Source organism: Peribacillus sp. 05N428 (assembly GCF_056397085.1).
This window is the reverse complement of the sequence record NZ_JBFTMS010000049.1, coordinates 1-13,819: the sequence shown is the minus strand read 5'-3', so window position 1 is coordinate 13,819 and position 13,819 is coordinate 1. Positions and strand designations below refer to the sequence as shown.

Annotated in this window: 17 protein-coding genes; 4 read left to right on the top strand and 13 right to left on the bottom strand. The window is 36.5% G+C overall.

Annotation, left to right across the window (positions count from 1 at the left end):
* Positions 1-73: 73 nt before the first annotated feature.
* The 8 genes from AC1DIV_RS26080 to AC1DIV_RS26045 all read right to left on the bottom strand — a co-directional run bounded on the left by AC1DIV_RS26080 (position 74) and on the right by AC1DIV_RS26045 (position 4,824).
* Positions 74-271, bottom strand: coding sequence for a hypothetical protein (locus AC1DIV_RS26080; RefSeq protein ID WP_340877632.1), 198 nt, complete (start codon positions 269-271; stop codon positions 74-76).
* A 571-nt stretch (positions 272-842) separates the two neighbouring features.
* Positions 843-1,535 carry an aspartate/glutamate racemase family protein gene (locus tag AC1DIV_RS26075; RefSeq protein ID WP_340877633.1) on the bottom strand — a complete coding sequence of 231 codons (693 nt, stop codon included), beginning with the start codon at positions 1,533-1,535 and terminating at the stop codon, positions 843-845.
* 35 nt (positions 1,536-1,570) lie between these two features.
* Positions 1,571-1,993: a FosM family fosfomycin resistance protein gene (gene fosM, locus AC1DIV_RS26070; RefSeq protein WP_072273601.1), complete on the bottom strand. Its 423-nt coding sequence runs from the start codon at positions 1,991-1,993 to the stop codon at positions 1,571-1,573.
* A gap of 14 nt (positions 1,994-2,007) precedes the next feature.
* Positions 2,008-2,538, bottom strand: coding sequence for a PepSY-associated TM helix domain-containing protein (locus AC1DIV_RS26065; protein WP_340877636.1), 531 nt, complete (start codon positions 2,536-2,538; stop codon positions 2,008-2,010).
* Between the two features lie 27 nt (positions 2,539-2,565).
* A complete protein-coding gene (locus tag AC1DIV_RS26060) occupies positions 2,566-3,009 on the bottom strand; it encodes a GNAT family N-acetyltransferase (protein ID WP_340877637.1) in 444 nt (147 codons plus the stop codon).
* 300 nt (positions 3,010-3,309) lie between these two features.
* Positions 3,310-3,789: a GNAT family N-acetyltransferase gene (locus AC1DIV_RS26055; RefSeq protein ID WP_340877639.1), complete on the bottom strand. Its 480-nt coding sequence runs from the start codon at positions 3,787-3,789 to the stop codon at positions 3,310-3,312.
* 49 nt (positions 3,790-3,838) lie between these two features.
* Positions 3,839-4,096, bottom strand: coding sequence for a hypothetical protein (locus AC1DIV_RS26050; RefSeq protein WP_340877641.1), 258 nt, complete (start codon positions 4,094-4,096; stop codon positions 3,839-3,841).
* 188 nt (positions 4,097-4,284) lie between these two features.
* On the bottom strand, positions 4,285-4,824 hold the full coding sequence (locus AC1DIV_RS26045; protein WP_340877642.1) for a GNAT family N-acetyltransferase: 540 nt from the start codon (positions 4,822-4,824) through the stop codon (positions 4,285-4,287).
* 371 nt (positions 4,825-5,195) lie between these two features.
* On the opposite strand from AC1DIV_RS26045, the gene AC1DIV_RS26040 reads away from it, so the two are divergent.
* From AC1DIV_RS26040 to AC1DIV_RS26030, 3 genes are all read left to right on the top strand, one after another.
* Positions 5,196-6,191: a zinc-dependent alcohol dehydrogenase family protein gene (locus AC1DIV_RS26040; protein WP_340877643.1), complete on the top strand. Its 996-nt coding sequence runs from the start codon at positions 5,196-5,198 to the stop codon at positions 6,189-6,191.
* 240 nt (positions 6,192-6,431) lie between these two features.
* A complete protein-coding gene (locus tag AC1DIV_RS26035) occupies positions 6,432-7,130 on the top strand; it encodes a DUF421 domain-containing protein (RefSeq protein ID WP_340877645.1) in 699 nt (232 codons plus the stop codon).
* 488 nt (positions 7,131-7,618) lie between these two features.
* On the top strand, positions 7,619-7,753 hold the full coding sequence (locus tag AC1DIV_RS26030) for a hypothetical protein (protein WP_336866855.1): 135 nt from the start codon (positions 7,619-7,621) through the stop codon (positions 7,751-7,753).
* A gap of 337 nt (positions 7,754-8,090) precedes the next feature.
* On the opposite strand, the gene AC1DIV_RS26025 is transcribed toward AC1DIV_RS26030, so the two are convergent.
* The 5 genes from AC1DIV_RS26025 to AC1DIV_RS26005 all read right to left on the bottom strand — a co-directional run bounded on the left by AC1DIV_RS26025 (position 8,091) and on the right by AC1DIV_RS26005 (position 11,813).
* Positions 8,091-8,888, bottom strand: a complete 798-nt coding sequence (locus AC1DIV_RS26025; RefSeq protein ID WP_034304454.1) for a fumarylacetoacetate hydrolase family protein — start codon at positions 8,886-8,888, stop codon at positions 8,091-8,093.
* A 536-nt stretch (positions 8,889-9,424) separates the two neighbouring features.
* On the bottom strand, positions 9,425-9,634 hold the full coding sequence (locus tag AC1DIV_RS26020) for a hypothetical protein (protein ID WP_034304456.1): 210 nt from the start codon (positions 9,632-9,634) through the stop codon (positions 9,425-9,427).
* A 180-nt stretch (positions 9,635-9,814) separates the two neighbouring features.
* A complete protein-coding gene (locus AC1DIV_RS26015) occupies positions 9,815-10,021 on the bottom strand; it encodes a hypothetical protein (RefSeq protein WP_477577691.1) in 207 nt (68 codons plus the stop codon).
* A 32-nt stretch (positions 10,022-10,053) separates the two neighbouring features.
* The gene (locus AC1DIV_RS26010) at positions 10,054-10,293 is read right to left on the bottom strand and encodes a putative periplasmic lipoprotein (protein WP_340877647.1); all 240 of its coding nucleotides are present in this window, start codon (positions 10,291-10,293) and stop codon (positions 10,054-10,056) included.
* 665 nt (positions 10,294-10,958) lie between these two features.
* Positions 10,959-11,813, bottom strand: coding sequence for a LysR family transcriptional regulator (locus tag AC1DIV_RS26005; RefSeq protein WP_340877648.1), 855 nt, complete (start codon positions 11,811-11,813; stop codon positions 10,959-10,961).
* 194 nt (positions 11,814-12,007) lie between these two features.
* Between AC1DIV_RS26005 and AC1DIV_RS26000 the strand changes: the two genes are divergently transcribed.
* Positions 12,008-13,258 carry an MFS transporter gene (locus tag AC1DIV_RS26000; RefSeq protein ID WP_340877649.1) on the top strand — a complete coding sequence of 417 codons (1,251 nt, stop codon included), beginning with the start codon at positions 12,008-12,010 and terminating at the stop codon, positions 13,256-13,258.
* Positions 13,259-13,819: the final 561 nt, after the last annotated feature.

The window sequence follows — 13,819 nt, the reverse complement described above, 5'->3', positions numbered from 1 at the left end:
TCCATAAGAAAAAGAGCTGCCACAGCAACCCTTTTATTAATGTAAAGCACCCGTTAACCTATTATTTTAATATTTATTGCTTGTCATCAGTTTCTTCCGTATTGCCCATTGTTTTTTGATTTTTACTAATATGATTAGCTATATATAAAAGTAAACCAAAACTCCCGCCAACAAGTACCCCGAAACCTGAACCAACAGCTAACCATTCCAAGGCATAAAAAACTATTACTCCGAGAAGAACATATGAAAAAACTGTATCAATCTTAAGCAAATCCAACCTTCTCCTTTACTGCAATATAAATTTTATTTCAAATCAGTTAGCTGCATAAGCACAGCTTAAGCATGAAGGAAAGCTCCTGTTAGAATAATTTCAAAAAGAATTCTACTGTATTAAATGACCTGAAAGTAATGTATCCAAGCAAAGATACATGGAATGGAGAGAAAATAAATATTCATTAAACACCCTAAAATCATTACGTACTTTATGACTCTCTTCTTAATAAGAATTGACAAAAATAGTCCAATAAACGGTAATAGAATAACTGCTATTTGTATCGTTATATTTTCAAAAGTGTGCATCCCCCAAGGACTAACATTCATCATACCCTTACTATGGATGAACAAAAAAGTTCCTGATAAGATCCAAATTAAACTAGTAATAAATATATATGTTACATTTCGCATCTTTATCTCCCTTTAAATTCGAATACCATATCTTCTAGTAAGACTTTAACACACAATTACATTAATTTGGTTATTTTACCTGAATTAACCTAACCTCAGCTCCACAAAAAAAAAGGCCGCCGCAGCAACCTTCCTTATTGAAGCACAATGTGATCAATTCATTTTTCCATTGCCATATTGACGGATTCGATGGCATGTATGACAGCTGTATCGAATAATGGCACTTCGGAATCCTCTGGTTTTACTAGTAATCCAATTTCTGTGCAGCCTAGTATTATTCCTTCCGCTCCATCATCCACTAACTCCTTGATGACTTTTTTGTAATAATGCCTTGATGATTGTTGAATTTCACCTAAACATAATTCTTCATAAATCACTTTATTGATTACTTTTCTATCCTCTTCGCTTGGTATCAGGACCTTGATACCATTAGTCTCAATTCGTGTTTTATAAAAGTCTTGCTCCATCGTATATTTAGTGCCAAGTAAACCAACCGTACTGATTTTGGTCTTTTGAATTTGTTTTGCCGTTGAATCAGCAATGTGCAAAATCGGTAAACTGACTTTTTCTTCAATATATCCAAACACTTTATGCATCGTATTTGTACAAATTAGTATCATTTCGGCACCTGCCTTTTCCAAAGACAGAGCTGCATCGCCTAATAATTTGCCGGAACTTTCCCAATCCCCTTCAGCTTGGCAGCGTTCGATTTCCTCAAAGTCCACGCTATATAAAATGCACTTGGCTGAATGCAATCCTCCTAATTTGGCTTTTACCTCTTCATTGATGATTCGATAATATTCCAACGATGACTCCCAGCTCATGCCGCCAATAAGGCCAATAGTTTTCATGAACATTCCCCTTTTCATTTGAAAATAGCTTACTATCAGTCGAAAAACTCCATATGTGCTTTTTCTTGTTTGTAGTAATCTATTCTATTTTGTAAAGTCCCTGTATGAAACTCAAACTTATGACCATCTGGATCAGTGAAATAAATGGACTTCTTATCCTTTTCATCTCTTGGACGTCCTGACAGAATGTTTACATTCAATCCGATCAGTTTCTCATACATGTTCATGAAGTCGGCTTCTTCTATGGAAAAGGCGATATGTGTGTATGATTGGCTTATTTCATTACGGGGAATATCTTTTTCTTCATTCAGGGCAATCCACATTCCATTCAAATCAAAATAGGCTGTGGTTCTGCCCTTAACTAATAATTTCGCATCAAAAACCTTTTGATAAAATTCTATGGAACTGTCTAAATCAGAAACTGAAAATAAAAAGTGATTCAAACCTTTTATAGACACATTACCACCTCATATTAAGATTTCCTTTTATTCGCCATTAGACGCTTATAGAGAGGATACCCGAACATGTAATACCCGGAAAACGACAGCAGGATTAAGGATAAACCCGTCATTGTGAGGATACTGTATCTATACCAATCACCAAAGAAGGTTCCATCATGTAATGTAATGAGGAAAGTCGAGTAATCTGGATTTGTGGATAACACTTTTCCCGTACTCACATCCATTTGAACACCTTGACCGTTATTAAAGCGAACCTGGTACACATTTGCACTTGGTCTATATTCGATTCTAAAGATATCTTCAACCGAATCCGCACCTGGTAGATCCTGAGACACAGCAATGGACACGACCTTCTCCATGGGTATCGCATGATCTGGACTTGCCTCTTTCCCCATACGTAACTCATCAGCCACTCCGAGTGGTATCATATAAACAAGCACGAGGCCAGTTACTGCGATGAACATGAAAAAGATGGATAAAATCAATCCAGTCCATTTATGTATTTTTCTGCTTAATTGATACAACTTTACAGATTTCGACAAAATCCCATCACGTCCCTTGACTATTTTTCAAAAAAAGTTTTTCTTCATGACCACCCTATCTTCGTTTACAACATAATCATTTTTCAGATAAAATGCTTCTGCAAGCCCCTCATTGGCCGTTAATAGATATAGACTTTTAATCTCTCTCTTCTGCAGTTCAGCTTCCAAGGCTCGAAGCATTTTTGAGCCATGCCCTTTGCCTTGCATTTGATTATTCACACAAAGTTCTGCCAAATAATACGTTAAACCTTGATCAGACACTTTACTATTTCCAGCAATGAAACCAACTGGTTTATGATCAATATGAAATAAAAACCCAAGAAATTTAGGTGTATGCAATAAGTCGGAAAGTCTCTCTTTAGCCGTTTCATAGGTCCATCTTTCATTCCATGGTTCACGATTAAAAACGTTCATGTAGAGTTCGATGCATAGCTCCAAATTCTCCGATGTCAGTGGTACCATTTCTGTCATATTCATGCTTCCTTTCTATATTCATTAAAATTTTGTATATTAATCCAAATTATATCTTATCCTTGTTGAACTATCCTGTCCCTATAGGACCATAAAAGAAGAGCTGCCTAAGAAGAAATGAAGGGGGCATACAATGAGCAGATTAGATAATTATGAGGTTCTTCAGAGAAATATTACAAAGAACGGGTATTGTACGTGCTATTCCAGGCCGCATTGGCAATGAATAAAACCCGCTTTAGCTGACAGTCCTGCCTTAGTGGATTCTATAAAAAAAGATCGACCGATTTTTACTGGTCGACCTTAGTTCATTGATAACTGTTTCATGAATAAAACTCTATCTTGATTATGTCCGTCATAGTCAGAGTGCACTGAAACACCATCAATGAATGTATCTCCCTCTTCCATTTCAAATCCCATCTTGGTATGATAGGCGATTGAAGATTTATTGACCGGAGACGTTACACAACGGACAACATTGCGGCCATTTTGATTAACGACATCGAAAAATTGATTATATAACTGTCTGCCGATATCATTTCTTCTGTATTCAGGATGCACTCCGACAAAGTGAATATATGCCTCATCAGGCTGAGATTGAGATAAAATCCCTATCAGGAAACCGACTATTTTCCCTTCCTTTTCGGCTATGAAACTTGTATTTGTAAAATGATCAAAGAATAATTTCGGTAGCATATCAGACATTTGCCTTCCGCCCCACCACTCATTGATCAGCGGCGATATGACATAGTAATCTGCCCCTTTCACTGAACGAATTTCCATCCTTATCCCCCTTTAATCATTAAGTCCATTCAATAATATACATACCCCGTTAGCTCATTAACTTTTCATACGATAAAATTACAATTCCACAAATTACTGAAACTCCTAAAAATGATAAAACATAAAAATGAGGGGGCGTAACACTCACACACTCTACCTGGTTTTGGAGGTTTTCTACTTTTCCCCATGCATTCTCAATACCTGGTTTATAGTTTTTCGTTTTTATATAACCGACTAGCATCATAACGACTACATAGATTATATGAATGGAAATTGAACCTATAATTGCTTGAAGAACCACTTTCATAATGCCCCTCCTTTTTTACTCATTTTACCATATTATTGCATCAAAAAAGGAGCTGCTGATCAGCTCCTGGTAATGAAGCAAGCACCTGTTAGTTCATAAAGAATCGCCCTTTAGTGAAGATTGATTAACCTCCGATTCATGGCTTAACTTCCTCAAAATCTTGAATTTGTATAGGATCGATATGACTGTCAATGTGTCAATGCAGTATAAATCGAATAATCTACTTCACCTGAGATATTTCCCAACCCATTTTCACACAACTCCATAGCCATTAAATTCTCAACAGAAGGTGGAGGATTTTTTTTGGACGCATAGATTCCGAATTCAGTTGATGTTCTAAATCCAAAGCGTTGATAGTATCGATCATCTCCTTCAACAATCATTCCCTTGAACCCCATTTTAGCAGCTAATTTAATACCTTCCTGCAACATATACGTACCAACACCCTGACGCTGTTTATTAATTGCCACCGAAACTGGTGATAACATCAACATTTCATTTTCATACCTATTACTAATTGGAAGTTTTGAAAGGATAAAGTGACCTATAATTACCCCTTCTTCCTCAACAACTAAATCAAGCTGTGGAATATAATAGGGTTTTTCCCGGATCTCTCTTACCAAAGCTTTTTCAGCTAATCCATTTGAATAAGCGGTATTTTTGAATACCTCATATACAAAGTCTTCAATGAAACTATATTCTTCTTTTTCTACTGGTCTTAACTCCATTAATACACCTCCATCATCACTGTTCTACAGATTCTGCAATCATTCCAGAATTCCTTTTTCATCATCTGGCCCAATTGTTGAATAAAGGCCAAACAGCACTCTTCAACTAATCTGCCCCTTTGCTGCATAAAAAAAGAGTTGCCAAAGTAACTCCCTTAAAGCACCTGTTCAAATTATAAAGTCAGTATACTATATTACAAATTTTATTCTATTAAACAATAATGTGTGTAACTTTTAATTTTATAGTAGATAAAGTATCATTGATTTTACAAACAAAGACTAAATATTCTTACATTTCATCCTATTCCCTGCAATCCTTAACAGGCATAGGCAATGAAAAATTCCCCATAAAATAAATAGGAGTGACTAAAGTGAAAGCACAAATCATTCAATCTTTTGGTGATCCATCCGTATTTCAGCTTGAAGAGGTTTCAAAACCCGAATTAAAACCTGGACATGTACTTATTCAAGTCAAGGCTTCAAGTGTAAATCCTATTGATACGAAAGTCCGTGCTGGTGCAGTTCCAGCCGTTGCCCCCGAGTTTCCAGCCGTTTTACATGGTGATGTCGCAGGTTTGGTATCTGCAGTGGGAGAAGGAGTTACTGAGTTTAAAGTTGGCGATGAAGTGTTTGGATGCGCGGGTGGTTTTAAAGGGACTGGCGGTGCACTTGCAGAGTTCATGCTTGCAGATGCTGATTTACTTGCTCACAAGCCGAAAAATTTGACGATGGAAGAAGCCGCTGCTTTACCACTAGTTGCCATTACCGCTTGGGAAGCATTATTCAATCGGGCACATCTAGTCCCTGGTCAAGATATACTGATCCATGCAGCAACCGGCGGTGTAGGCCACATTGCCATTCAGCTAGCCAAATGGCAAGGCGCGACAGTCTATACAACTGCCTCTTCGCAAGAGAAGCTGGAGATTGGCACGCGCCTTGGGGCAGATGTAACGATCAATTATCGAGAAGAAAGCGTTCATGACTATGTACAAAAATATACAGCCGGAAAAGGATTTGACGTTGTGTTTGACACGGTAGGCGGAGAAAACCTTGATCGCTCTTTTGAGGCGGCTGCGGTACATGGAACGGTGGCAGCCATTGCAGCCCGTTCGACTCATGACCTCTCCCCAGTGCATTCAAAGGGACTTTCTCTGCATGTTACCTTTATGTTGTTGAAGATATTAAATAAGGACATGCATAAGCAATATGGAGAGATTTTGAAGAAGGTTGCCAAGGTGGTTGAGGAAGGTAAGCTGCGCCCGCTTGTGGATCCAAACATATTCACCTTTGATGAAGTCTCAAAAGCTCATGAGTACATGGAGTCAGGCAAGGCGATAGGAAAAATTGTTTTGAAAAATGATTGGTAATGAATAGGCAGGTTAACAACTTTATGTTCATTTAAAAATAGGCGGTACGGTGAAAATCTCTATAGATTCTCGCTGTACCGTCTTCTTTTATTTAATAGGACAATACCGCCTCTGATGTTGGGTATTCTTATTTAATAGAATTGCAGAAAACGGTACTCTGCGTGTGAAATAAATACCAGGTACAATTTGGTTTAAATGATTGTTAAAAGGGAGAAAGGGAAAAAAAGATGAGGTGGTAAAATGATTTATCTGGAAATAGCAACGAAGCTGGTGATTGGGCTGGCTGGACTCCTGGCAGTGACAAGACTTCTTGGAAAAAAAGAAATGTCTCAAGTGACCCCTTTTGATTTTATTTACGCTTTAGTATTAGGCGGCATTCTGGAAGAAGGCATTTACGATGAAAAAGTGTCGATCTGGCAGATTCTATTTGCCATTTGCCTTTGGGGGATTTCCGTTTATATCATTGAGATTTGCGCTCAAAAAAGTGATCGCATGAAAAAGTTGCTCAAAGGACATCCTTCTTTGATTATTCGTAATGGCGAATTGGATATAAAACAAATGAAAAAAAATCACCTGGAAATTGAACAGGTTCGAACCATGCTACGGAAACAGGGGGTGTTCACTCTCCGGGAAGTGCGAGATTTATATCTTGAGCCTGGCGGGGACATCAGTGTAAAGCTTCATTCTAAGGCGGGAAGCATCACACCAGATATGCTTGACCTCAATCCTAGGGATGAAGCACCTTCTATCTTAGTAATTGAAGAAGGCCAAATAAAAGAGGAAGAACTTCGATCCGTGAAAAAATCAAAAGAATGGCTTCTGGAAGGGCTTCAGAAGAGGAATTATAAAAAAATTGAGGATATCCTATATGGAGAATGGTCAGAAACGGATGGATTCTATATACAGCCGTATCCCAAAAAAAATTCTCAAATACAATAAAAACCTTGAATATTTTATAGACGGTACAGTGAAAATCTCTAAGATTCCAGCTGTACCGTCTACTTTTATTTTTATATGCCGTAAAGCACCAATAGGACATAGTAATCGGAATTGGCAACTTTAAGACAGATTGCCATAGTAGACTTCTACAGGATAAAAAGGGCTTTCTGTCAAAATAAAATCTCGGTTTCAGTGTGATTACATTTGAAAGATATGAATTCATTATACATAACCGGACAATCATCATATATGTTCCGCTGCTTTGCTTCTCCTTATTAGGCTTTTCAAGAGTTACTCTTTATAAAAAGATAACAAAGTATGGACTTTAATATTCATTATCGTCTATCAACAATAGCTGACACCATTACATATTAAATGCTATATGGATGTTTTCAAATCAAAACGAGGCCCTTCACTCGTTTGGTGAATAAGTCGCCATCTAATAGTCCATCTTAACAAATGAAGCTACATGGAGGGAGGTTCTAGGCATGAGCCAAAAGCGTGATAAAGGCAATAGTCAGAAGGGAAAGGCTAAAAGCAATACAGTAGACCCCGTGATTGCAACAGAAGACTTGGAAAAAGCAATTTATCCAACTAATAAGCCCCCGCGCAATGCTAAATAAGTACAATCTCGTGACTTCTTTGCTTTTCCAAGAAGAGCTTGCAGGTAAACGAAACTGAAGGGTCAAGCATTCCGCTAACATGAAGGATTACTTGGCTCTTCATCGAAATAATAGACTTTTCGAATTACCAAAATACCAGTCGTCATTATCTAGTGTATCTTCCCATCCAACACTTATATTTCTAATAGCCTGTTATTCGTTTCAATCACACCCCAAATGTTTATCTACATAGATACTTTATCCATTCTTTATTAAACTAACCTGCCCGATGCATAAGAAAAAGCTGCCTTAAAGGCAGCTCTGATCTTTTTTAACGTATTAAGAATTCCAGCAAATCCTACTGGACACCATTACATAACCGACCGATATTCTCGACTTCAACAACGACTTCATCCCCCGACTTGATCATGCAGCTGCCAGATGGTGAACCCGTGGCCAAAATATCGCCGGGCTCCAGTGTCATTACCTGTGAAAGCCAGCTGATCAAAAATGGAATGCTTAGAGACATTTCATTGGTATTTCCGTCTTGGACAACGCGGCCGTTTAAAGTGGTCACAATCCTTAAGTTTGTAGGATCTACCCCGGTAACGATGCATGGTCCCAAAGGTCCGAATGTATCAAATCCTTTGCCCCGCGTAAACTGTGGATCTTTTTTTGTAAGATCTCTTGCTGTCACGTCATTAAATATCGTGCAGCCGAATACATAATCAAGCGCATCTTCTTCTTTAATGTTTTTTCCGCGCTTTCCAATGACAAGGGCCACTTCCCCTTCAAGTTCCACTTGATTGGATAGCTCGTTTGGAGGAAGGATAATATTCTCCTTGTCTGCAATAAGCGAAGATAATGGCTTTAAAAATAAGAATGGTTCAACAAGGTTTGCCTCTCCACCCGTTTCCTTCGCATGACCTGCATATGTCCAGCCGAAATTAACCACTTTCGAAGGTTTTACAGGTTCCAAGATTTTCACGTCACTATATTTCAGCTCGACCCCGTCATACTTTATTTCCTTGTTGACAAGTTCAGCAAAACTGCTAGACAGTTGTAATATCATGTCATCCTCAACAATACCGTAATGTATATTGCCCTGTTGATTCTGATAGCGAACTATTTTTTGTGTTTTTTGTAGCACATGCATTATGAATAAACTCCTTTGATGATTAAGATTACCACAGATATTATAAAATCCGGTTCTCCTATACTATAACATGCCTGTTCTTTTACGGGAAAAAAGAGCTCTCGTCGCGACTCCATCTTCTACTAAACCGACCTTTAGTTCAATAAGAAAATTATTTAACTATGTATTTGATGGAACCTATCATTTTTTATAATTTTATCTGTGCATTGCCTTATATAGGCTGCAATACATATTCCGATTGGCAGCCTCAGTAGTACATTCCCCATGAAATGTTTACCACCCAAACTTGTATAATATTTTCTAAACAAATCCAGTCTATTAAAGACTTGTTGCTTATTGATTATCTCAAAATATCAAAACTTTTGTACTGGTAATTCGTCCCTTTTCAGCCAACCTGCCTTGTTAGTGCCATAAAAAAAAGGCTGCCTCAGCAACCTTTTTGTCTGTTGGATCAAATGGGTGGCTTCACCTTTAACCCTGATCTTTTGCTCCTGATAAGGTAGTATAGAAATCAGCACTTCGTTTCTTTGTATACGTTATCGAGTCGCTTTAGGCGGTTGGCACACATCACATTTACGTTGGTTATTATTTTTAAATTTCTTAAATGTTTTTTCAAAGTTGCTTCCACATGTACATTTAAATAGTAACTTTTGAGAAAAACCGTGATATTCCGTCGTCAGCAACTTACTTTCCGAATTCTTCTCAACAAATTCTTTAATTTGACCAATCGTCCATTGTTTATTCATTCTCTTACACCTCCATATTTAATCGCTATCGGAGGCTTTTCTAGGCATCCGTTCAAAATAGTAATTTTCGTAAGTTATTCATTATAACATGAGCCGGCACTCAATCAAACAACTCGTTTGTTGAATAAGAAAAGGAGCTGCTGAACAGCTCCTGGAAATGCACCCGTTAGTTCAACAAAATCACTTAGCCTTATTATGCAATTGAAATGACTCTTCAGAACCAACCCATTTTACATTTACTTTTATAACTTCGCCTTCACCTATTATTGCTCCATTTTCTGATCCACCTCTAATTGTAAATACTTTTTCACTAGGTGGTTCTTTGTATGCCTCAGTTTTAGTTCCGCTTGAAGTGGTTGTTTCATAAGTATATTCCAGGTTTTTCATGGAAGATAACTCTTTCAAAGCCCCCTTATATTTTAATACAAGTTCATAGCTATCTTTGCTAGAATGAGTGGTTTATTCGTTTTTCTCTCCCCATAATTCAGTTCGCTTTCTCCTGTAAATTGATAATTATGCTCAGTCATTTCCTCCGAATTAGTATCTTTTTTAGTGGTTTCCAAATTAGTGGTATCCGAATTAAAATCCTTGTTAGTGCTGTTAGATCCACAAGCTGTTAAAACCATCATTAAAAATAATACAGTAAAAATTTTCTTCAAATTATATCCTCCTTAATGATAAAAATGAATTTTTTTCAATTTTACCATTTAAAGGTTTTCGTTTTGGTTTCGTTTGAAAATTTTTTATTCCACTAACCTGCCCCTTTAGTTAAAGAAAGAGCTGCCTTAAAGACAAGTCTGATCTTCAGCTAACGCCCCGTTAGTTCATTAAGACTTACTTCCGACACAATTAGTTAAAATAAACTTTTTACTAAACGAACTATCATTCTTGGAATAATAGTTAAGAGGTTAAAAACGAATTCATATAAGATTGAATCACGAAATTCAATCATTATCCCTTTGAAAAACCTTCTTTTTTGCCTTTCCTTTTTCATCTTTTTCATCCTCTTTATCTTTTATACATATGGTTGCTTCTATCTTGAAGAAATCCCATAGTTGCAACCAAAATCACTAGAAAGATACCTATACACGCAGTAACTATACCTTCTGTTTTGTCTTTTGCATAAAAACAAATATATGTATTAAAAGAGACAAAAATTAAAAAAATTAATAGCTTTGTAACTAAGTTAATTTTATTTATTGCTCTCACAGGAAATCACATTCCTTAATGGTGAATTAACGATATCAAATTAAAAGCCCCGATAGTTCCATAAGAAAAAGAGCTGCCAAAAAGCAACTCTAAAGATAAAACCTCTTTTTTGTAATTATCCAATCGTCTTCAGAACATTTTTAAATTGTACGATATTGTTCTGTTCGCGGTCGTTCATCTTATAAACGAAAACGGTATTAATGACATTGTTAAAGCTTAATTTGTAAAAGTGAATGTTTGTATAGTTATATAAATCTATAAGCTTAGTATTCAATACTGCAATGGTATTGCTGATTTGCAAAAAATCTTGGATACTGCTGATTGATTTTATTTCCTTTAATTTATATGGTATTTGATTATTCATAAGCCATTCGGTCACAGCTCTTGTATACATACAACCTTTACTCAATACGAGCAATGTAATAGGTGTTTTCCAATCAAAATTGATGATATGGTCCTTACTTGAAATGATCTCGAATGTTTCGGATGCAACGATGTCATAAGTTAAGTCGGGATATTTCTTAATAGGTTCACTAATGAGTGCACAATCTAATTCAGAATTGTGCACTTTTTGGTTTATGGCATTACTGGAATCTACGGCGAAATCCACATCCATTTGAATGTCGTTCTTCATATTCAAAGTATTCGCGATATGGGCACCATAGATTTTCAAGGTTGTATGTGATGTGCCAAAATCCACTTTAGAGTTAGTTTGAATGGCACCAATGTTTTGTAAAAATTCTTCGTACTCTTGTGAAATAAGTTGAAGATAGTTTTTATACTGTATTCCTACGCTAGTGATTTTCAATCCTTGGGGCGTGCGTTTAAAAACAAGTTTTCCAATTTCCGACTCTATTTTTTTCACTTTAGCCGTAAGGGCGGATTGAGTATAGTTCGTGATTTCTGCAGACTTACTTAAATTTTGACGGTTTAATATTTCAATTTTCAATGCTATTTCTTTGATGTTCATATAGTTGGCACACCCTATAAAAAAAATTTATGAACCCTATCATTTTCCTCCATTTTACGCTTCTGGGCAGTCAGAGTAAACTCTAGTTAGTTAATAAGTAAGGGAGACTAGATAATGCTAGAAGCTAAAAATAAGAATTTATCCCACCGAATTATTATTGAACGATACATCAAGCATAGGGGGAGAATTTCTTAATGCATACATATTATAAATGGTTAATCGTATTGGTGGCCACATTATCCCAAACTGCAGCAACCTTTGTGACATATGGCATGGGACCCATCGCTGCATTTTATCAAATTGAATGGAATTTAACACCACTTCAAACAGGCTTCATTGTTTCAGCGGTCAATATTGGTCCGATGTTTTCAATGCTGGCGTTCGGTTACTTGATGGATATAAAAGGGGAAAAACACATTATCGGGTGGGGGAACATTTTATTGGGCCTCTCAGCTTTAACGCTAGTTTTTGTTAATGATTATATTGTATTGCTGCTTTTATTATTGTTGGTCGGTATATGGTACGGAAGTGCTCAAACCGGTGGAAGCACAGCCATCGTAAAATGGTTTCCAAACGAACATAGAGGTCTGGCTCTAGGGATAAGACAGACGGGAATACCGCTTGGAGGATCTCTAGCCTCTGTAGTTTTATCCTATACATATTATCATTTCAATTTGTCATCAGTACATATAGTACAAGGGATCGTAGCAATAATGGGAGGGCTGCTCTTCCTAATATTATATAACGAACCAGAAAGAACGGGTAAAACGGGATCAACCTCGGTCGGGTTCAAGGAGAAAATGAGTGTCATCAAGAATAATAAAGAGTTATATCCGATGTATATAGTAGGTGTTGTGATGATGTCATTACAGATGATTATCATTGGGCATTTTATGAGTTATTTGCATAACGAAGGGGGCTATGCATTAACAGAGGCAGGAAAATATTTAAGCGTCGTTTTAATAGGTGGTATGGTTGGACGGGTAGTCATCGCATGGGCGAGTGATCAATTCTTTGAAGGTAAAAGGGAAAGATTATTGCTTATTGTGATGGCTGTTACCGTAATTCTTACAGTTATGCTGCCACTCATCATGACTGTTGATATGAAAATCTTGATGCTATTATTTTGTTTTCTTTTGGGTTTTGTAGCCATTGGTTGGTATTCCATTTTTATTGCTTGTATCACAGAGCAATCGGATTCACGTTTTATAGGTTTAACGGTGAGTTCAGCATTGACATTAAATCAATTATTCATTGTCATAGCACCCTCTTTATTCGGTTTAGTCGTTAATCTATTGAACAGTTATCAACATGCCCTATATTTGGCCGGAATATCTGTAGCTTTAGGAGCGATTAATTTATACAGAGTAAAAATAAAAAAAAGAACGGATCATGGGATCACCACAAAGTTTGATCAAATTAATACAAACAACCTTGATAAATGAATAAATAGAAAGGGCATGTTTTGAAAAATGCCCTTATACTATTAAAAAGAGATTGATCATATTTGTGTTCCTTAATCAACTAACGCACCCATTAGTTTAAGTACAAAATTTCACATACATTTTCAGTTAAATTAACCCTATACTTTTTCTATGCAAAAGCTATACCGTATTCACTGTTTTTTTTAGTAAAGATCAGCAAAAAAAATAATTATTCATCTCCATTACCCATTGCTATACCAAGGCTAACTAAGCTTCCTGGACTTCTTTTTTTTAAAGCTTTTGTACGCTGCTTAATCCTGGTGCATTAGAAGTTTATTAAAAAGTAAAATCAACTTTTTAGTACTTTATAAATAAGCGTGAAATAAAATAGTTACAATAATAAGTAATTCTAGACCAATAAAAGAGAGAGCTATGGATTTGAGTCAATATTTTGGACACTAAAAAGTTAAATCTTAAGCTGTATTCCTAATTCGATCTTCAATGGCTTGTGGGGTTTGATAGCCCAAGCTGCTGTGAATTCTTTTTCGGTTATACCAACCTTCAATAAATTGGAACATCGCT

Bases quoted from the DNA above. Each gene is read 5' to 3' on its own strand.
- AC1DIV_RS26075 (WP_340877633.1), bottom strand. From the start codon at position 1,535: ATGAAAACTATTGGCCTTATTGGCGGCATGAGCTGGGAGTCATCGTTG.
- AC1DIV_RS26060 (WP_340877637.1), bottom strand. From the start codon at position 3,009: ATGACAGAAATGGTACCACTGACATCGGAGAATTTGGAGCTATGCATC.
- AC1DIV_RS26055 (WP_340877639.1), bottom strand. From the start codon at position 3,789: ATGGAAATTCGTTCAGTGAAAGGGGCAGATTACTATGTCATATCGCCG.
- AC1DIV_RS26050 (WP_340877641.1), bottom strand. From the start codon at position 4,096: ATGAAAGTGGTTCTTCAAGCAATTATAGGTTCAATTTCCATTCATATA.
- AC1DIV_RS26045 (WP_340877642.1), bottom strand. From the start codon at position 4,824: ATGGAGTTAAGACCAGTAGAAAAAGAAGAATATAGTTTCATTGAAGAC.
- AC1DIV_RS26035 (WP_340877645.1), top strand. From the start codon at position 6,432: ATGATTTATCTGGAAATAGCAACGAAGCTGGTGATTGGGCTGGCTGGA.
- AC1DIV_RS26030 (WP_336866855.1), top strand. From the start codon at position 7,619: ATGAGCCAAAAGCGTGATAAAGGCAATAGTCAGAAGGGAAAGGCTAAA.
- AC1DIV_RS26025 (WP_034304454.1), bottom strand. From the start codon at position 8,888: ATGCATGTGCTACAAAAAACACAAAAAATAGTTCGCTATCAGAATCAA.
- AC1DIV_RS26020 (WP_034304456.1), bottom strand. From the start codon at position 9,634: ATGAATAAACAATGGACGATTGGTCAAATTAAAGAATTTGTTGAGAAG.
- AC1DIV_RS26015 (WP_477577691.1), bottom strand. From the start codon at position 10,021: ATGAAAAACCTGGAATATACTTATGAAACAACCACTTCAAGCGGAACT.
- AC1DIV_RS26005 (WP_340877648.1), bottom strand. From the start codon at position 11,813: ATGAACATCAAAGAAATAGCATTGAAAATTGAAATATTAAACCGTCAA.
- AC1DIV_RS26000 (WP_340877649.1), top strand. From the start codon at position 12,008: ATGCATACATATTATAAATGGTTAATCGTATTGGTGGCCACATTATCC.